At 39.0% G+C, this 20,207-nt stretch carries 16 protein-coding genes and 2 pseudogenes; 4 read left to right on the forward strand and 14 right to left on the reverse strand.

What is annotated here, in order from left to right:
• Nucleotides 1-149: 149 nt before the first annotated feature.
• Nucleotides 150-782: pseudogene (locus tag ATE34_RS03625) on the reverse strand (IS982 family transposase); the annotation flags it as partial.
• Nucleotides 783-1,255: 473 nt separating this feature from the next.
• Entirely contained in the window at nt 1,256-2,269 is a 1,014-nt protein-coding gene (locus ATE34_RS03640) for a hypothetical protein (RefSeq protein ID WP_084911098.1), read from the reverse strand.
• Between the two features lie 256 nt (nt 2,270-2,525).
• Here ATE34_RS03640 and ATE34_RS03645 point away from each other — a divergent pair, with 256 nt between their 5' ends.
• The 4 genes and pseudogenes from ATE34_RS03645 (at nt 2,526) to xerS (ending at nt 6,073) form a co-directional block, all read left to right on the forward strand.
• Nucleotides 2,526-3,020 (forward strand): restriction endonuclease subunit S, encoded by a 495-nt coding sequence (locus ATE34_RS03645; protein WP_275080600.1) that lies wholly within the window; start codon nt 2,526-2,528, stop codon nt 3,018-3,020.
• A 615-nt stretch (nt 3,021-3,635) separates the two neighbouring features.
• Nucleotides 3,636-3,692, forward strand: a pseudogene (locus tag ATE34_RS11325) (hypothetical protein); the annotation flags it as partial.
• Between the two features lie 3 nt (nt 3,693-3,695).
• The gene (locus ATE34_RS11210; RefSeq protein WP_241500523.1) at nt 3,696-4,703 is read left to right on the forward strand and encodes a zinc-ribbon domain-containing protein; all 1,008 of its coding nucleotides are present in this window, start codon (nt 3,696-3,698) and stop codon (nt 4,701-4,703) included.
• A gap of 299 nt (nt 4,704-5,002) precedes the next feature.
• Nucleotides 5,003-6,073, forward strand: a complete 1,071-nt coding sequence (gene xerS / locus ATE34_RS03660) for a tyrosine recombinase XerS (protein ID WP_084911100.1) — start codon at nt 5,003-5,005, stop codon at nt 6,071-6,073.
• A 68-nt stretch (nt 6,074-6,141) separates the two neighbouring features.
• On the opposite strand, the gene ATE34_RS03665 is transcribed toward xerS, so the two are convergent.
• From ATE34_RS03665 to pynA, 12 genes are all read right to left on the reverse strand, one after another.
• Nucleotides 6,142-6,774, reverse strand: coding sequence for an ABC transporter ATP-binding protein (locus tag ATE34_RS03665; protein ID WP_084911101.1), 633 nt, complete (start codon nt 6,772-6,774; stop codon nt 6,142-6,144).
• 1 nt (nt 6,775) lies between these two features.
• Nucleotides 6,776-8,785, reverse strand: a complete 2,010-nt coding sequence (locus ATE34_RS03670) for a DUF1430 domain-containing protein (RefSeq protein ID WP_084911102.1) — start codon at nt 8,783-8,785, stop codon at nt 6,776-6,778.
• 267 nt (nt 8,786-9,052) lie between these two features.
• The gene (locus ATE34_RS03675; RefSeq protein WP_009730167.1) at nt 9,053-10,042 is read right to left on the reverse strand and encodes a lipoate--protein ligase; all 990 of its coding nucleotides are present in this window, start codon (nt 10,040-10,042) and stop codon (nt 9,053-9,055) included.
• 195 nt (nt 10,043-10,237) lie between these two features.
• Nucleotides 10,238-11,941 carry a dihydrolipoyl dehydrogenase gene (gene lpdA / locus ATE34_RS03680; RefSeq protein WP_084911103.1) on the reverse strand — a complete coding sequence of 568 codons (1,704 nt, stop codon included), beginning with the start codon at nt 11,939-11,941 and terminating at the stop codon, nt 10,238-10,240.
• Nucleotides 11,942-11,985: 44 nt separating this feature from the next.
• A complete protein-coding gene (locus ATE34_RS03685) occupies nt 11,986-13,029 on the reverse strand; it encodes a dihydrolipoamide acetyltransferase (RefSeq protein ID WP_084911104.1) in 1,044 nt (347 codons plus the stop codon).
• 454 nt (nt 13,030-13,483) lie between these two features.
• Nucleotides 13,484-14,476, reverse strand: a complete 993-nt coding sequence (locus ATE34_RS03690; RefSeq protein WP_084911105.1) for an alpha-ketoacid dehydrogenase subunit beta — start codon at nt 14,474-14,476, stop codon at nt 13,484-13,486.
• 15 nt (nt 14,477-14,491) lie between these two features.
• Nucleotides 14,492-15,460: a thiamine pyrophosphate-dependent dehydrogenase E1 component subunit alpha gene (locus ATE34_RS03695; protein WP_084911106.1), complete on the reverse strand. Its 969-nt coding sequence runs from the start codon at nt 15,458-15,460 to the stop codon at nt 14,492-14,494.
• Nucleotides 15,461-15,638: 178 nt separating this feature from the next.
• Entirely contained in the window at nt 15,639-16,979 is a 1,341-nt protein-coding gene (locus ATE34_RS03700; RefSeq protein ID WP_084911107.1) for an MATE family efflux transporter, read from the reverse strand.
• A 41-nt stretch (nt 16,980-17,020) separates the two neighbouring features.
• Nucleotides 17,021-18,289: a dihydroorotase gene (locus ATE34_RS03705; RefSeq protein ID WP_084911108.1), complete on the reverse strand. Its 1,269-nt coding sequence runs from the start codon at nt 18,287-18,289 to the stop codon at nt 17,021-17,023.
• A 12-nt stretch (nt 18,290-18,301) separates the two neighbouring features.
• Entirely contained in the window at nt 18,302-18,766 is a 465-nt protein-coding gene (locus ATE34_RS03710) for an NUDIX hydrolase (protein WP_001135762.1), read from the reverse strand.
• Between the two features lie 9 nt (nt 18,767-18,775).
• Nucleotides 18,776-19,429, reverse strand: coding sequence for a uracil-DNA glycosylase (locus ATE34_RS03715; protein ID WP_084911109.1), 654 nt, complete (start codon nt 19,427-19,429; stop codon nt 18,776-18,778).
• A 61-nt stretch (nt 19,430-19,490) separates the two neighbouring features.
• A complete protein-coding gene (gene pynA, locus ATE34_RS03720; protein ID WP_084911110.1) occupies nt 19,491-20,183 on the reverse strand; it encodes a pyrimidine 5'-nucleotidase PynA in 693 nt (230 codons plus the stop codon).
• Between the last annotated feature and the right edge of the window lie 24 nt (nt 20,184-20,207).

Genomic DNA, 20,207 nt, shown 5'->3' on the forward strand with positions numbered 1-20,207 from the left:
TTTCTAGTTCATAACATCATCTGATTTAAGGAATTGATTTGTACATTTTTACTCTAATAGGTGCAGAAGAAGTAGTGGTTCAATTGTACATTTTTTGCTGCTCATTTAAGGTCTTATTGATAGTAAGATATAGATTTTTACTCGTGGTGCTAGTTAATCTCAAAGTATCTCAGATTATAAGCCAGTACAATTTGCTCCATTCTCAACTGCAATCCTGTTAAGCCTCTAGTTAGTGTCTGTTCGACATCAAAAAAAGCACAAAGTTCTGAAAATCGAGTTTCAATAGTCCGTCTCATAGCCATTAGTTTCCAATGATTATGTTGTTTAGCTCTTGCCATATTTTGACGTAAAGGCGTCCAAATATGGTAACCTTTCTGTTTCAACTGTTCTCTGAGTTCATAGCTAAGATAAGCTAAATCAGCTAAAACATAGGGTTGAGAACAATTTTCTAGTAAGTCATCAACTGCCCTAATATCATGTACTGAGGCAGGCGTTACAACATAATTCAGAATATAGCCTGATAGGGGTGACCAGCATATGTACTTTGAATCCATAGAACCAAAGGTGCTTAGAGGAATTGTAACCAATGTCGGCTAGTTCTTTAAAACATGTGCTCTATGGTTACGGACTGGTTGACAAAGTGATAAGGGGAAACTATCTATGATGACAATGTTATTGGGAGAAATTTGAGTATTTATGGCTTGCCGAATAATTTGGACTAACCAAATCAACTGCCTTGACCGTCGATTAAACCGACTTCTTTCAAGGAGACACCCACAAGGATTCTTGTTTAGAAGCACCGAATCAATCAAGAAGGATCACCCAGAGGTTCCAGCATTTGAAGAATATGACGAGCTACTTGAAGCAATCAAAAAATCCCTATAAAGGGATTTTTTTATACCTATAATACCTTGTGCAAAATAGTCGTATATATCAAAATCAGAGTCACGTTACCTACTATTAGACCAAAAGTCGCAAGCAAGGTCTTTGCTGTACCCGGCTTAAAATCTGCACTAATCAAATATGGCCAAAAGCATACCATTGGGAGAATGGCTATTAACACGCATACATAGGTAGGAAAGCTTGTCCAAAGAAAGCGTGTCGTCTCTAACCAGTGACCCCATGAAGGTATCACTATTTTGCTTATAGTGAAAAGTATGCATATAAGGTGGACCACTAGAAGATAAATAGCATACTTTGTCTTACTTAGCACTTTTTTCTTTTTCATTTTGCCTAATTATCCCTGCAAATTCTTCTATCGCTCTGCTGCAATATTAGAACTAAAATTAAAATTAACTATATCATTATTCGAATCAAGGTCTAAATTCATAAAATAATGATTCCAAAAGAATTCATTGTTACCTGCTCCCCACTGCACGCCATAATGACCCAAATATTCACCTCTCGGATTGCTTGGAGTCAGCCATATTTTTTTCCCAAATACTTTCGTGAACTCGTTTTTGTCAAGCTTCTTTAGCAAATCTATACCATCTATATTATATGAAATTCCATATTTTTTGGCAACAGCTGTGCACTCAGAATCGAAGCAAACCTGCGTAACTACACAGTCCTTCAGCTCCGTACTCTTCCTCTTATCTCCGTAAACACCTATACATCCGAGAACTACATTCTTCTTTACAAGAAGATAGGTAGATCGCGTAACTGCTGAGTCATATGACTTAAAGCCGTTTGGTACGCTAACCCCAGCTCCTTGGTATTTAGTATAGCTTCCCGTTGTCAAAAGCTCGTTATAATTAGGATAATCATGTCTACCATTTGACACATAAATTTCAAACCCCTTGTCTATCAAATCCGAAATCTTAGTCTCTGTAAGATGAATTTCAGTTCCGTCAATTTTAAGTGGAGGTGCGTTATCAGGTAGACCTATAATTATATATACAAACATCAAAAACACGAATATCATAAGCACTGCAACGATACCCATCCAAGATTTCCCGGTTCTCCTTCGTGCATTGAAAAGCGCCATTATAGAAGGCGTGATTATAGCAGCACCAATTGGCGCCGCCCCATGACGGAACATGCCCATGACCTTAAAGGCAATTACAGCGCTAATTAGTATTAAAACTATATGCACTGCATACTCTCCTACGCTTAGCTTACTCGTCCTAGTCTGATTATTTGCTGGGGCATCGTACACTGGAACACCGTTCTCAAAGGTGTTCTTCATTCTAAAACGCAGCCAAAACAATATTCCAATAAACACAACTGCCAAGAACACTAGCATTCCGATAAAAACTAATTTTTCCATCTGTAACCTTTTTTCTGACCTAATTATCGTCCATCAAAATTCATATCTAGTCTACCACATTTTGAAATTGTTTTACAATATTTACACACTTGTGCACGAATCAATAATGTATACAAGCTTTTCAGATTATTTTTTCTTTACACCTCTTTAAAATTGTATAGAGTTTAATACTTGTTTTATTCTAAACGTGCGCATCATTTTAGCGCAAAAAACAAATTTAATTCCGTTGTTTCTGTAGTTAACTTTTTTTGATATCATACCTACTAAGAAGAAGATAAATGCGAATATTGTTACTTTTAACGGTGAATTCTCATATGTTGCTAGAGGAGAAGGTGAAAATGGAATCAGAGGATATATTGATTTTGATGAAAAATTTTTAAATCCCTCCAATACTATTTCTTTCGGTCAAGATACTGTAACTATGTATTATCAACCAAATGCCTACTTTACAGGAGATAAGATTCAAATATTTAAGTTAAATAAAAAATATGGGAAATTAACAGAAAATATTGCTTTGTATTTAATTAGTTCGATGAAAAAAGCTTTTACAAATTTTTCTTGGGGTCAATCTTCTTTTGCTCTTGATGTTATTTCAAATATTGATATTGAACTTCCAGTGACAAAAAGTGGTACTATTGATTTTGAATACATGGAAAAATATATTCAAGTAATAAAGAAACAGCTTATTGAGGACGTTGTTGAATATAAAAATGAATACATCAGCAAGAGCAAATCAACTGTTTTTAAATAAGGTTATATGGTATCTTTTTGGTAGCTAAACAGACAAAAGGAACATTTTTTCTCAAAAAATACAAGAAGAGAATGTTGATTTATCAGCATTCTTTTTTATTTCAGATACTTTATCGGAATTACATACAGATAGAAATCTTTTTAAGCAATTTATTCCAACTCTTGTAAAAAGTAATATGATTGATAGCTTATCCGACATCTTAGTAAGATGGCAGTGTTTTAAGTGTCATGGTCAATATGACTGTTGTGTTGTTAAAAGGCATCTTGAAGGATGCCCTTATTGTGATGATAAGTTGATGTTAAAAGGGTATAATACTTTACAAGAAACTCATCCTTATTTAGAGAAATTTTGGGATAAAAGTAATGATAAATCTATTTCTGAATACTGGTATAAGTCTTCTGAATGTATAAATTGGAAATGCCCTTGTTGCCATGTCAGTTTTTATTGCAGTCCTATTGAAATGATTTCAAGAACCGACTTAGAGAATAGTAATTTTGAAACATGTCCCAACAACTGTGATTGGGATACACTTGTTTTTAACAATTATATACTCTACAATTTCCATAATTACAGGAAGAATGGAGCGATAAAAATGGATTGCCTGTTCATTTAGCATTGAGTCACATTGAAACAAAAAAATATTGGTGGAATTGCTCCGTTTGTAGAGGTGAATACTTGTGTTCAATTCCAATTAGAAGAGAAGTGCCTAATACTTGTCCATATTGCAATAACGAACAAGCATTAAAAGGCTATAATACAATTCCAGATATTTATCCTGAATTATGTGATTATTGGAGTAGCAAGAACTTAATAAAAACTGATGAGGTGACGAGATCGGTTGAAGCTGAGAATAAAATATTTACTTGGATTTGTGATTGTTGCAATTTAGAATTTCAGGAAAGATTAGGGATTGTTTTAGAGGCATTTACAAAAAATAATTCTAGTAAACTTAACTCTATATGCCCTTACTACAATAAAAAACTCCCTAAACCAAATGAAACAGTAAACTATGTTAAGCCGTACTTAATCAATGAATGGGTGAAAGAACTTAACGGAGATATTTACACTTTCTTTTATGATTCAAATACATTAGTTGATTGGAATTGCCGAAAATGTCACAGGAATTTTAAAGCGAAAATTTCTGAACGCCACGAAAACGACCAATGTTGTCCGTATTGTTCATTTAAGAAGACTGCAAAGGGTTATAACGATCTAGAAACAACACATCCTTGGTTAATTAAAGAATGGTCTACATTAAATAAACAAGAAATGTCTTCAGTAAGGGCTAATTCAACATATACCGCATGGTGGAAATGTCCTGTATGTACTGGAGAATATCAGCAAGTCATTAAAGAAAAATTTTACAGAGATAATTCTTGTCCATATTGTAGAATTCAAAAAGTTTTAAAAGGGTTTAACGACTTAGCAACAACACAACAAAGTCTAATGAATGAGTGGGATTATGTAAATAACCTCCTAATAGCAAATCCAACTGAAATCACAGAGTTGAGTAATATGTCTGTATGGTGGATATGTCAAGAAAATCCAGATCATCGTTATAAAATTCAAGTTAAAGAAAGAATGACGTACAGAAAGCGAAATAAAAAGGCATGTTCAATTTGCAAAGGATACAGAAGAAAGCAAGAACATTTTGTACAGTTTAAAAAAGATATAAAAAAATAAGAACACTTTATATTATTTAAAGTGTTCTTATTTTGTCAAAATGTACATTTGAAAAGTTTTTAGCTTTCACTTAAATAAAGTACGTTTCATAGTAGATGAAGAGCTTTTAAAAATTTCAGTATTCACTTAAATAAAGTACATAATTGAGGATAATTAGCTATAAAAAAATTTTTGGTTACTTATCTAAAACAAAACAGTCCTATATATCCCCTATGATATCTTTCCGAAAAACTATAATTTTCTTGAAAAATATATAAGTCTATGCTATACTACTAGTAGACTAATTTAGGGAGAAAATCATGAAACGTGAGATTTTACTAGAACGAATCGAGAAATTAAAACAAATCATGCCCTGGTATGTTCTGGAATACTACCAATCTAAGCTTGCTGTCCCATATAGTTTTACAACCTTGTACGAATACCTCAAGGAATACGATCGATTTTTCAGCTGGGTTCTAGAGTCTGGAATTTCAAACGCTGATAAAATTGCCGATATTCCTTTATCGGTCTTGGAAAACATGTCAAAGAAAGATATGGAATCCTTTATCCTCTATCTACGAGAACGTCCTTTGCTGAATGCTAATACAACCAAACAAGGCGTTTCTCAGACGACAATCAATCGCACTTTGTCGGCACTATCTAGTCTTTACAAGTATCTAACTGAGGAGGTTGAAAATGACCAAGGAGAACCCTATTTCTATCGCAATGTAATGAAGAAAGTTTCAACCAAGAAAAAGAAAGAAACCCTTGCTGCCAGAGCTGAAAACATCAAGCAAAAACTCTTTCTAGGTGATGAAACGGAAGGTTTTCTAACTTATATCGACCAAGAGTACCCTCAACAACTCTCAAATCGCGCTCTCTCATCATTCAATAAAAATAAAGAACGTGATTTAGCTATTATTGCCCTTCTCTTGGCCTCAGGTGTCCGCTTATCTGAAGCTGTTAATCTGGATCTAAGGGACCTCAATCTCAAAATGATGGTGATCGATGTCACTCGAAAAGGGGGTAAACGTGACTCAGTTAATGTCGCTGCCTTTGCAAAGCCTTATCTAGAAAATTATCTCGCTATTCGAAATCAACGCTATAAGACGGAAAAGACGGATACAGCACTCTTTTTGACCTTATATCGTGGCGTTCCCAATCGTATCGATGCTTCCAGCGTGGAAAAGATGGTTGCTAAGTACTCTGAGGACTTCAAAGTACGTGTAACTCCCCATAAACTACGCCATACCCTGGCTACTAGGCTCTATGATGCGACTAAATCGCAAGTTTTGGTCAGTCACCAGCTAGGACATGCCAGTACGCAAGTCACTGACCTCTATACCCATATCGTTAATGATGAACAAAAGAATGCTCTAGATAAGCTTTGATTTACATAATTAAAATTATGACACACATAGAAAATACTCTACGATTTTTAATCATAGAGTATTTTTACTTAGATAGTATTTAACCGAATCACTTCATCGGCCTTTTCCCAAATCACTGGATTATGCGTTGCAAGAATTATCAAGCGGTCTGGTTTTTTCAATGATAAAAGTAAGTTCATAATTTCTTTTGAAGTTTCTGGATCGAGCGCTGCAGTCAGTTCATCTGCTAAAATCAAAGGAGGATCCTTGAGGATGACTTTAGCCAAGGCGACACGTTGCGCTTCTCCGCCTGATAATTCATAGATTTTTTGATCGAGAGTGAGATAATCCAATCCCACCTTTTCTAAGACTTCTTCTTCTCGCTGCTTCTTCTCTTGTTTAGTCCATTTTTGACCAATCAATCCAAGTTCTAAATTGGCCGCTACGGTCTCGTTTTCAAGAAGACCAAAGTTTTGAAAGAGATAGCCTAATTCATTTTTAAAAAAGTGATGAGATTTTATTTGCTTAAGTTCTTGCCCTCGATAGCTGATGCTTCCCTTTTCATAAGGTTCCAGCTTAGCCAGAATATTGAGTAAGGTTGTTTTGCCACAACCACTATTTCCAATTAGGGCATAGACCTTTCCTGCTACAAATTGCAGATTGATATCCTGAAAGACAGTCCGTTCTCCAAATGATTTTGCCAGATGTTCTATTTTAATCATATTAGGCTCCTTTCAGAATAATGGGCAAGAAATGCTCCTCTTTATGCGAGCGATAAAGGAGAATCAGCCATGCATTAATCGTAAATAATAAAAGCGTGACGAGAGCGATCCACCATTCCTGTGTGAGAAAGAAAATCAGGACACTACCTAATAGCAGCATGGCAATCTCTGATACGAGCATACTTTTGTGAATTTTCAAAAAGTCCATACCCGCAATCTTCTTCAGGAATATCGGTCTTCTAAACTCTTCAAAATAGAGGAAATTCATGGTGTTAAAGAGTAGAATGGAGGTCGCCATTCCGAATACTCCTCCTGCAATCGTCATGAGATTTTCTATTTGGATGGATTGGGCTATTTGCTGGTAAACGGCCACTGCATAGTCATACTGACTAACACTTTTTTCAAGATTATACTCAGCTACTAGCTTCTTGCTTTTTTCAAGTCCATCAAAATACAGATAAGAATTGAGATGAGAGAAATAAGGATTGTCGTAGCCACCAAAACTTTTAGGTCGAACAACAACTAAAATCGGATCGGTCAAGAATTGCTGATAGCTCATCGGTGTATTATTATAGATAAATCGTTTTTGGTTGTTAGGAAGATAGGTCACCCGTGCTTTCATGGGCAACTGACTCTTTCCTTGTTCATCTCGAGGAGTCAGATAATCTTCATAGCGTTTTTTTAACTCCTCTTCTCGACCTTTTAATTTTTCTGGAAGTAATAGACCAAATTCTCCTGCTTGTAAGTGACTTAAGTGATCTTTTACTTCAGAAGAAACTTGAACACCTTGGATTTCGAGGTAATTTGGAGTGACATACAGGGTATTGGCAAGAGGATCGTAATCTGTGATTGAAAACTCTTTACCTGTACTAGGATCCGTCATAACTCCTTTTGAACTAAAAAATGTTAGGTGATGATAAGCTAAAAGACCACCATTTTCAATACCAGACTCGATGAGCTTGGACCATTTCTCTCTATTTTCCTTCAGACCTTCTTTACTGGTATTCTGATAGAAATATTCTCGATTTGTACCAATTTGGACCCAATTAGACTGTTTTGACCAAGCCAAACTTCCCTCTTGATAAGTCTGCCAGATAGAGCCATAGATGCTGACACGATGAATTGAGAGACCAATGACAGTGATTGCAAGAAATTGACATGTAAAGAGAAAAAACAAGACTCTTTTTAATGGAATCTTCCCCTTTAAAAGGCTGACCAAGTGTACTGTCTGAATACTGAATGCAAAGAAAAAGGATAGGAAAGCAGATAAAATAAATAAAAGTGTATTGTAAATAATACTACCTGAAATGATGAGGGAATAGGCAAAAGGGGTCAATTGTAAATAATAAATCAGAATAGCTCCTAGGACACTGCCGCCAATACATCCTAAAAACAATTCTTTAGCATCTTCCATGAGAGAATGTCCAAAGAGTTGGTATCGTCTTATTCCAGAAATGTAACGAATCCCTGCACTTCTCATTTCAAGTGTTTTTTGAATAATGGTCAATGCACCAAAACTGATGATAAAAATAACCAAGGCTAGAGATTGGGCACCAGAACCAAAAAATGCGATAAAATTTTGCAGGGGATTAGGGTTATTCATGAAACTTTTTGAAAAACCAAGATCGTGGAGTTTTTGATCCAATTTTTCAAGGGTTAAATTCCCAGATAGTATATAGTAATTGGTAAGCAAACTTTCCTTTGCAGCGAATTCTTTCTCTTCTTTTTTGATGCCATTAGGAAGTGCCCCTTCTCCGTAGATATCATACGAAAACTTAACTTGCCCTTTAGAATCCGTTTTTTCAATCTGGCGAGCGATTAGACTATTGCTTTCCCTTGCTAACTGATCTAAGTTGGACGAAAGCTCCTCATTGGTGACAGTTCTTTCTTGCTTAATAACTCCTACCACAGGGAGACTTCGGTAGATAACCGTATTTGGAGAAATAAAGGCAATCCAAAGAAGAAAGATTAGAATAAAAAGGTTCGAAAAAAGTATAAATAAACGTTTCATAACATCACACCTTCCTAGATGGACTTTGGAGATAAATACTCCAAGCTTTTCAAGTACTTTGTAAGACATTTATACAAATTCATTTCAAAAAACATAAACTACTTAGATTATGTTTTTTGCTGAACCCTTAGTTAGATCCTCAAGTCACACACTCATTTACTAACAATTCTTCACATCTGTATTATATCACTTTTTTAAAAAAATACAAATTATTATATATAAGATGACTCAAAAAGAAGCTGGTCATACAACCAGCTCCTTTTCCTTTTACCCCACTACCGCTTCAGCGATTTCTTCACGGCTAATACCAGCAAAGTAGCGTGTAATATCAATAGTTTCTAGAGCTTTAAGGACATCTTCGCGTTCATATTTCACGCCACGAAGGACATCTTCTACAGCTACAACGTCTTCGATACCAAAGAAGTCACCATAAATCTTGATGTCTTGAATTTTTGATTCAATGACGTTGGCAAAAATTTCAACCTTACCGCTAGTGAATTTTGTTCCACGACGAATGTTAAACTCAGGTGATTTACCATAGTTCCAGTCCCATGTACCAAACTTGGTATCCTTGATGCGATTGATTTCAGCCAATTCTTCCTCAGAAAAAACGTATTCGGTCATCTCTGGGTACTCTTTTTTCATGTATTCCAAAAGCAAATCACGGAATTCTTCAACTGTGATCTTTTCTGGTAATTCATTGACAATATTGGTTACACGGGCACGGACGGATTTCACACCTTTTGATTCAAATTTGTCCTTTGAAACCTTAAGTGCGTTAGCAAGGACTGACAAATCAACGTCAAAGAGCAAGCAACCGTGGTGCATGATACGACCGTTGATATAGGCTTGGGCATTGCCACAGAATTTCTTGCCATCAATCTCAAGGTCATTACGGCCTGTAAACTCAGCTTTAACCCCAAGTTGAGCCAAGGTATTAATAACTGGAGTTGAGAAGCTCTTGAAGTCAAAAGCCTTGTTTTCATCTTCTTTTGAAATGATTGTGTAGTTGAGATTGTTTAAATCGTGGTAAACAGCTCCACCGCCACTGATACGGCGGACCACCTCAATACCATTTTCTCGAACATAATCACGGTTGATTTCTTCGATAGTATTCTGGTGACGTCCAACAATGATAGATGGCTTGTTAATCCAAAGAAGGAAGATTTGATCCTCATCTAGTAAGTGTTTAAAGGCATATTCTTCCAAGGCGATATTAAATGCAGTGTCGTTTGAATGATTGATAATGTATTTCATAGTATTTCCAAAAATTTAGTTTTTAAATTCTGTTTATAGCAATCCAATTTTCTAAAGTGGTAAAAAGAAATGTAACGTGTTATCGTTACATTTCTCGGAAAAATTGAGACAAGAGGCTCAATTTTTAGGCATGGAACTCTAGTAGAGGTCGCTGCCGTCCGTACTACTTTAAGAAAATTTAGTTGAAAAACTTATTTATTTTTTCTTTGGTGAATGGATGGCCATTCCTAGAACATCTGCAAATGCTTCGTACATCACTTCAGAGTAGGTTGGGTGTCCGTGGATGGTCTTAAGCATTTCTTCAACAGTAATTTCCATTTCAATAATGCTTGACGCTTCGTTGATCAATTCTGCAGCTGCAGGACCGATGATATGAACACCAAGGATTTCTCCGTATTTCTTATCTGCAATGACTTTTACGAAACCTTGAGCAGCATCCGATGCAATAGCACGTCCATTCGCAGCAAAGTTGAATTTACCGATGGCTACATCGTATTTCTCACGAGCTTGTTCTTCAGTTAGACCTACTGCTGCTACTTCAGGAAGAGTGTAGATAGCTGCAGGAGTCAAGTTAAGTTTGGCAACAGCATGATTTCCTTTAAGGGCATTTTCAGCGGCAACTTCACCCATACGGAAGGCTGCGTGGGCTAACATCTTAGTACCATTAATATCACCTGGTGCGTAGATACCTGGAACAGAAGTTTCCATATATTCGTTGACCTTGAGACGTCCACGATCCAATTCAAACTCAACATCGCCAATACCTTCAAGATCCGGCACACGACCGATTGAAAGGAGCGCTTTGCTTGCGATGATATCATCTTTTCCTTCAACCTTGATACGAAGTTGACCATTTTCTTCGATGATTTCTTGCAATTTTGTACCTGTCAAGATGGTCATTCCTTTACGCTCAAGAATCAAGCGGAGATTCTTAGACACTTCCGCATCCATAGCTGGAACGATACGGTCCATCATTTCGATAACAGTTACTTTTGAACCAAACGTCATGAAGGCTTGACCGAGTTCGATACCGACAACGCCACCGCCGATGATAACAAGGCTTTCTGGAACTTCGTTCATTTCAAGAATGTCATCACTGGTCATTACAAGTGATGATTCCATACCAGGAACGTTGATCTTGCTGACTTTTGAACCACCAGCAAGGATGATTCTCTTGGTTTCAAGCAATTCCGAACCATTTACCAAGACATTCTTGTCTTTAGTGATGGTACCAATTCCTTTATGAACAGTAACTCCGTAGCTACGAAGAAGACCCGCAACACCACCTACCAAGGTATTGACAACTTTAGATTTAGTTTCTAAAAGTTTGTCCATATCAACAGTGAAGTTTGGATTTTCTATGACGATACCACGGCTTGCTGCATGACCGATATTTTCGATGATTTCAGCGTTGTGAAGGTAGGTCTTCGTTGGAATACAGCCACGGTTCAAGCAGGTTCCACCGAGTTCTGATTTTTCAACAAGGGCAATCTTACCACCAAGTTGAGCAGCTTTAATCGCTGCAACATAACCAGCAGGACCTCCACCAATTACAACGATATCAAATGCATCATCGCTCTTACCATCGTCGTTTGAGGAACTAGCTGCAGGTGCAGGTTTTGATTCTGGCGCAGCTGCTCCAGCTGTTGGGATGTTTTCCCCTTCTTCGCCAAGGTAACCGATAACTTCAGTTACTGGAACGGTTTCACCATCTCCTTTAAGGATGGCAATCAAGTATCCATCTTCTTCGGCTTCCAATTCCATGCTGACTTTGTCAGTCATGATTTCCAAAAGGATTTCTCCTTCTTTTACAAATTCTCCGACTTTCTTATTCCATTGGACAATTTGTCCTTCTGTCATATCCACGCCGGCTTTTGGCATAATTACTTCTAAGGCCATGTCTTACTTCCTTTATCTAAATCTCTAAAAAAACAATAGCTGACTTAAACCAACATTGAGATCGGATTCTCAATTAAGGCTTTCAAGTCTTTCATAAACTTAGCACCAGCCATACCATCTACGACACGGTGGTCAATGGTTAATCCAAGGCTCATGATTGGGCGAATGACAATCTCACCATTGACAACTACAGGTTTCTCAACTGTTGAGCTAACCCCGAGGATAGCTGAGTTTGGTTGGTTAATAATCGGACCGAAGGACTGAACACCAAACATTCCCAAGTTACTGATTGTGAAGGTTGAATTTTGCAGTTCGCTTGGAGCCAATTTACCATCCAGAGTACGACCAATCACATCCTTAAAGGCAACAACCAACTCTGACAAGCTCATTTTTTCAGCATTATAGACAACAGGTGTCATCAATCCGTTATCCATCCCAACTGCCATAGCAAGGTTGACATAGTTGTGAGTGACAATGGTCTTACTATCTTCAGTCAATGAAGCGTTGATGTATGGGTGTTTCATCAATGTCTTAACAACAGCCAGTGAAAGAAGGTCTGTAACCGTTACTTTCTTACCAGTTGCTTCCATGATTGGATCAAGAACCTTCTTACGAAGGGCCAACATTTCTGACATATCGACATCGTAGTTGAGTGTGAAGGTTGGCGCAGTTAGGTAGGATTCAACCATACGTTGGGCGATAACCTTACGCATTGGTGTCATTGGAATACGCTCAATCTCACCATAAGGAGTGATATTGTCTGGAACCTCTTCCACTTTTTCGATTTGAGCAGGAGACTTGATAGTGTCGTTTTCGATATTTTCAGGAAGCAAGGCCAAAACATCCTTCTTCATGATTTTACCACGATGACCCGTTCCTTGGATTTCCTGCCAAGCAATGTTATGTTCGAGGGCAATTCGTTTTGCAAGTGGCGAAATGCGAACCACGTTTGTGTCTTTATAAGTTTCCACGTCTTCTTTGTGGACACGACCGTTTGCACCTGAGCCAGAAACATCGTAGAGATTGATTCCTAAATCATCCGCTAACTTTCTAGCCGCAGGAGTCGCTCTTAGCTTGTCATCAGCCATGACCTCTCCAATTCTATTTATGATGCAAAGGGCGTTTAAAAGCGACCGAAAAATAGGAAATCTACGCAGACTTCGATGAAGTCAAGGAGATTTATCTTTTTTCCGAGCTTTTAGCCCGTGCTCTAATTTAAGATATTAAGGACGAAGAGGGCAATGAAAAAATAGGAGATTGACGATGTGTTCGATGAACACAAGGAAATCTATCTTTTTTTCGCAGACCTCCGTCCGAATTCAATTACAACTCTACAAGTAACTTGGACACGGAACGTGTCTCAAGTTACTACGGTTGTCGCTATTAGGCGACCAACCTAGTAGACTTACTAAGTTTTTTATCGAATATTATTGATTCGTCAAAAAACTGTCACAACTTTACAAATAAGTTAGATACAAAACATATCTTAAGTTACTAAAGTTAAAAATCTCTAAAATCTTACATAATTTAATTTATGCAAGATTATTCTTTGTTATAAGTCTTACGGATGGCATCTTTGATTCTTTCAACGGTTGGAATCATAGCATTTTCTAGGTTTTGTGCGTAAGGCATTGGCACATCTTCTCCTGCGCAACGGCGGATTGGTGCGTCTAGATAATCAAATGCTTCTGATTCTGAAATAATAGCTGAAATCTCTCCGATATAGCCACTTGTTTTGTGAGCATCGTTGACAAGCACCACCTTACCAGTCTTCTTAACTGAGTTAATGATGATATCCTTATCAAGCGGTACAAGGGTACGTGGGTCCACAATTTCAACTGAAATTCCTTCTTCTGCCAATTCTTCGGCAGCTTGAACCACACGGCGAAGCATTTTTCCATAAGTAACAACTGTTACATCTGTACCTTGACGTTTGATTTCCCCAACCCCAAGTGGGATTGTATAGTCTGGATCAACTGGTACTTCCCCTTTTTGGTTAAATTCTGACTTGTACTCAAGAATGATAACAGGATTGTTGTCTCGGATAGAAGACTTAAGAAGTCCTTTCATGTCCGCAGGTGTTCCAGGTGCCACAACCTTAAGTCCAGGAATGTGAGTAAACCAAGACTCTAGAGATTGCGAGTGCTGCGCTGCAGAACCAACTCCGTTACCAGCTGCACAGCGGACAGTCATTGGAACCTGACCTTTACCACCAAACATATAACGTGTTTTAGCTGCTTGGTTGACGATATTGTCCATAGCAATAACCGAGAAGTCCATGAAGGTCATATCGACGATTGGACGAAGTCCCGTCATGGCTGCTCCTGCTGCTGCTCCAGAGATGGCAGCTTCAGAAATCGGACAGTCACGGATACGTTCTGGACCAAATTCTTCAAGCATTCCAACAGAAGTTCCGAAGTCTCCTCCGAAGACTCCGACGTCTTCTCCCATCAAGAACACATTTTCATCGCGACGCATTTCCTCAGACATAGCAAGGATAATAGTGTCACGGAAGGACATTGTTTTTGTTTCCATTTTATCTCTTTCTCCTTAGTCTGCGTAAATATCTTCAAATGCTGATTCAAGCGGTGGGAATGGACTTTCTTCCGCAAATTTAACAGAAGCTTCTACTTCTTCCTTGACTTGCGCTTGGATTTCTTCCAATTCTTCTGCACTTGCAATGTTGTTCTCAACGAGATAGTTACGAAGGTTTTCGATTGGGTCTTTTTGTTTCCACAATTCCACTTCTTCGCGAGTACGATATTTACCAGGGTCTGATGATGAGTGACCAAGCCAGCGGTAAGTGACACTTTCAATCAATACAGGACCATTGCCACTACGAACATGGTCTACAGCTTTCTTAAATCCTTCATAAACGTCGATGACGTTGTTTCCATCTTCAATAAACATTCCAGGAATTCCATAAGCTGCGCTACGGTGATGGATATGTTCCACGTTAGTCATTTTCTTGATATCCGCAGAGATCCCATAACCGTTGTTAATGCAGTAGAAAATCACTGGAAGGTTCCAGATAGAAGCCATGTTCACTGCTTCGTGGAAGACACCTTCGTTAGTCGCGCCATCTCCAAAGAAGCAGACGACGATTTTTCCAGTTTTCTGCATTTGCTGACTGAGGGCTGCACCAACAGCGATTCCCATACCACCACCTACGATACCATTGGCACCAAGGTTACCAGCATCAAGGTCAGCAATGTGCATGGAACCACCTTTTCCTTTACAAGTTCCAGTGTATTTGCCAAGGATTTCAGCCATCATTCCGTTGAGGTCAATTCCTTTGGCAATAGCTTGTCCGTGACCACGGTGGTTTGAGGTAATTAGATCATCTGGATTGAGAGCCAACATAGCACCCACGTTAGCTGCCTCTTCTCCAACAGAAAAGTGCGTCATTCCTGGCACTTTCCCTTTCTTTACTAATTGCGCAATTTTTAAGTCCATACGACGGATTTCTTCCATCTTACGGAACATCTCTAGCAAAAGATTTTTATCTAAAGTTGACATCTTCTTGCCTTTCTAACTTTGTACTTACTCTACTATTTTACCGTTTTTAGAAAACACTGTCAAAGTATATGACCGATAAAATTTCACAAGGTAAAAAAACAAATCCCTGTTTTAACAGGGATTCTCTCCAGTTAGAGTATTTTTTCACAAAGTTATTTTTCGGGATATTTTCCAAAAATTAGCCCAATCTTTTCATTATGGATTTCAAACGCCATTGATACAAACAGCCAGAAACAATCAAACTGGCAATTAACCCAATCCAGTAGGCAAATGCCCCTAAGTCAGTTGCCTGATCTAGTAGGTATCCTAGAGGTATCGCTACTCCCCAATACCCGATTAAGCCAAGATAGAAAGGAACGATAGTGTCCTTATAGCCTCTTAGAATCCCCTGGAGCGGAGCTGCAAAGGTATCAGCTAGCTGGAAAAAAAGACTGTAAGTCAGAAATACAGCAGTTGTTTCAATGAACTGAGAGTCATTCCCATATAGACTTGCTACACGATCTCTAAAAATGTAGAGAAAGGACAGGGTAAGACCAGCAAAAATAAGGGCTGTTATTCTCCCCAGACGAGCATAGGTTTTTGCATCCTCAAAACGTTTAGCCCCCACCTCGTAAGACACAACAATTGCCATAGCAGAGGAAATACTCATGGGAAAAGCGTACATGAGACTCGAAAAATTCATAGCTGACTGGTGACTGGCGATGATGAGCGATGAAAACTTAGCCATGATTAGTCCCACCACGGAGAAAATAGCCACTTCAGCAAATACGGTTCCTCCGATTGGTAGACCTAATCGAACACCTTCCTTGATTTTATCTATATTAAGTGGAATAGGTTTTTCAAGATGTAACGCTTTTAATCTTTCCTGTTTGAACAAAACAAGCAGGGAAATACCCAATAAAACCCAGTAGGCTAGCGAAGTTCCTAGCCCTGCTCCTGCGCCACCAAGCTCTGGAAAACCAAGGGCTCCATATATCAAGAGATAGTTAAAACCACTATTGAGCGGAAGTAACAAAAGCATGAGGTACATAGATAGCTTAGTCAAGCCTAGAGAATCAAGTAGCAATCGGATAACACTGAAAAGCAACAAGGGAATAATGCCTATAGACAAATACCAAAGATAACGAACTGCAACTGCCGCTACTTGAGTTTCTAGTCCGATATGATTTAAGACAAGAGGTGCCAAGAAAAGTACCAGTCCCAGTAAGACCACAGATAGACCCAAGGCCAAATAGATGAACTGGTAAAAATCTGACGCAACTTCTTCCTTTTTACCTCGACCAAGATGGTGACCAATGATGGGCACCAGGGCTGATACAATCCCTGTTAGGAATGTAAAGAAGGGATTCCAGATACTAGTTGCCATAGACACACCAGCCAAGTCCATGGTATTGTACTGCCCAGTCATTGTTGTATCAACAAAAGAGGCAGAATAATTGGCAAATTGATAAATCAGGATAGGGAAAAATATCTTAAGAAATAAAATAAACTTGTCTTTAAATTGATGGGTTGGGTACATATACGCTCTCTATTCTTATAGTTTATAGAGCAGAGCCCCATCTAGTTTTGATAGACGATTTGTCCCTTACAGATAGTATATTTGACCTGCCCTTTTAAAGTTTCCCCGATAAATGGAGAATTGGCTGATTTTGAAACGAAGTTTGGACCAACAGTACGATCAGCCTTGTCATCAAAGATAGTGATGTCCGCTGGCCCATTTTCAGCCAAGTAGCCTGCTTCAAAGTTGTAAAGTTTGGCTGGATTGACAGTCATTTTTTCTAGTAATTCCATCAAGCTTAGTTCACCAGCTTCCACCAAATAAGTCAAACCAAGAGAAAGAGAGGTTTCCAAACCAGTCATACCAGATGGCGCTTTGGTGATATCTTCTACATTTTTCTCATCTGCATGGTGAGGCGCGTGGTCTGTTGCGATAACTGTGATAACACCTGACTTGAGACCTTTGATAACGGCACGACGGTCTGATTCCAAACGAAGCGGAGGGTTCATTTTGGCATTGCTACCTTGAGTTAAAAGAAGAGTTTCTGTCTTAGAAAAATGTTGTGGTGCCACTTCTGCTGTGACTTGGGCCCCCAAACCTTGAGCAAACTCTACTACTTTGACACTTTCTTCCTTAGATAAATGCTGGATGTGAACATGGGCCTTGGTTGCATAGGCAATCATGACATCACGCGCAATCATGGCGTATTCTGCTACACCTGTCGCACCACAGATCTTGAAGTGATCTTTAGCGATGTTTTCGTTGAAGCCAAGAATACCATTTAAGCCTGGATCTTCCTCGTGAAGACAGACAAAAGTACCTAGTTTCTTGGCAGTTTCCAAGGCTTCTTTGAGAACCTTGCTACTTTCAAGCGGGATACCGTCATCTGAGAAACCAACTGCTCCAGCTTCCAAAAGTGCCTTAAAGTCAGTTAAGTCTTGGCCATTAAAATTCTTAGTAATGGTCGCAACCGTCTTAACATTGATTTTCTCTTTAGCAGCTGACTGAAGAACTTCTTGCAAAGTCTCCACGTCTGAGATGGTTGGATTGGTATTAGCCATCATGACGACCGTTGTAAAACCACCTGCAGCGGCTGCTAGAGCACCAGTATGGATATCCTCCTTGTGGGTCTGACCAGGTTCACGAAAATGAACATGAATATCCACGAGTCCAGGCGCAACTACAAGCCCAGTAGCATCAATCAGTTCTGCTCCTTCTTCCTTAATTTCAGGCGCAATTTTGACAATTTTCCCATCTTGGACCAAAACATCACACACTTGATCCAAACCAGACTTGGGATCCATTACACGACCATTTTTGATTAGTAACATCTGCTTTCTCCTTTATTCATAGAAATCAACTTGAGTATCCAACAATTTATCCCCATCATAAACAAACTTAGCTGAAAAGAAGGGTTTGTCCTCTAAAAGCCACTCAACAAAGGTGTGATCACCCTCCCAAGTCGGCTTGCTCAAAACTTCATCATAGGGAACCCATTCCAGCGTCCCCTCATTGCAGTCAATCAAGTCCCCCTCAAACTCCGTTACCTTAAAAACATAGGTGTACCAGTCTAAATCAGGCGTGAACTCAGGAAAAGTGATAACGCCTTTTAGCACAGGCTTACCTTTCAAACCTGTTTCTTCGAAGATTTCACGCGCTGCGCATTCTTGAGGTGTCTCCCCTCGCTCTAACTTACCACCTACACCAATCCATTTGCCTTCATGGACATCATTCGGCTTCTTATTGCGATGCAGCATGAGCAGTTCTTTTCCGTTATCAATATAGCAAATCGTCGCTAACTGAGGCATATTCTCTCCTTATCTAAGCCAATCAATTGGCACTTGTCCTGTCTCTTTTAAAAATGCATTAGCCTTAGAAAAAGGCTTGGAACCCCAAAATCCTCTGAAAACAGATAAAGGACTGGGATGGGCTGATTCGATAATCAAGTGGTGAGGATTGGTAACCAAGGACTTCTTCTTGCGTGCATAAGCGCCCCAGAGTACAAAGACCACTGGCCTATCTAGATTATTGACAACCTGAATCACAGCATCTGTAAAAGGCTCCCATATCAGCCCAGAATGACCATTGGCCTGCCCAGCAGGAACGGTCAAGCAAGCATTGAGAAGTAAGACTCCTTGCTCAGCCCAAGCTGTCAAATCATGATATTTCTTAACCCCGATGTCATCTGACAATTCTTTCAAGATATTTTGCAAGGACGGTGGCGCTGGAATGGTATCCGGTACAGAAAAACTCAAGCCCTGAGCTTGACCTGGCCTGTGATAAGGGTCTTGCCCTAGAATCACCACCTTAACCTCTTCAAGCGGTGTTGTCAATAAAGCCTGAAAAACCTTTTCCTTGGGTGGATAAACAGTTCCCTGTGCATATGCCTGCTCTATAAATTGATTGATTTTCCCGAAATACCCCTCAGGTAATTGCTCCTTAATCAAAGCATGCCAAGATGAGTGTTGCATCGCCAACTCCTTCGTTTTTACTGCTTCTATTATAGCAAAAAGTGGCTATCTAAACCACTTTTTACAGTTTATCCAAACAATCCAGTAAGTCTTGGTAGGAATGGACTTCATAGGTCGGCTGGGCTTGTGTGTGATTTTCAAGGCGATGAGGGTTGTACCAGATAGTGTCAATTCCAGCATTATTACCACCTTGAATGTCAGCCGTTAAGGAATCTCCAATCATCAGCGTCTTTTCTTTGCTAAATCCTACAATCTGCTGACCGATTTTTTCATAGAATAGTGCATCAGGTTTTTGTGTTTGCAACTGCTCGGAGATAAAAACTTGGTTGAAATAAGGTGCCAGACCAGATTGAGCCAAACGTCCCGTTTGAATGGCAGTAATGCCATTTGTCGCAGCATACAAGTCATAATCACGCTCGATGAGGCTGTCCAAGAGTTCATGAGCGCCCGAAAGAGTTTGTCCTTGTTGGGCTAAGTAAAATTGATAACGCTGGGCGAGTAACGTACCGTCTTTCCCCTGTCCGAAATAGGCAAATAAACGAGAAAAGCGCGTGTTAACCAGCTCTTGTTTACTGATTTTCTTTTGCTCCAAGTCCTTCCAGAGAGCCTTGTTCATAGGAACGTAATAGTCTTTATAGGCTTGAATGTCCGCAACTCCTTCTTCCTTTAGAAGTTGCGTCAGAGCCACATCCTCAGCAGCATCAAAATCAAGCAAGGTGTGGTCGAGGTCGAAGAGTAGAAATTTGTAGGGCAATTTGATTTTTCCTTTCTATGTGAG

Source organism: Streptococcus oralis subsp. tigurinus (genome assembly GCF_002093545.1).
GTDB classification, from domain to species: Bacteria; Bacillota; Bacilli; order Lactobacillales; family Streptococcaceae; genus Streptococcus; species Streptococcus oralis_C.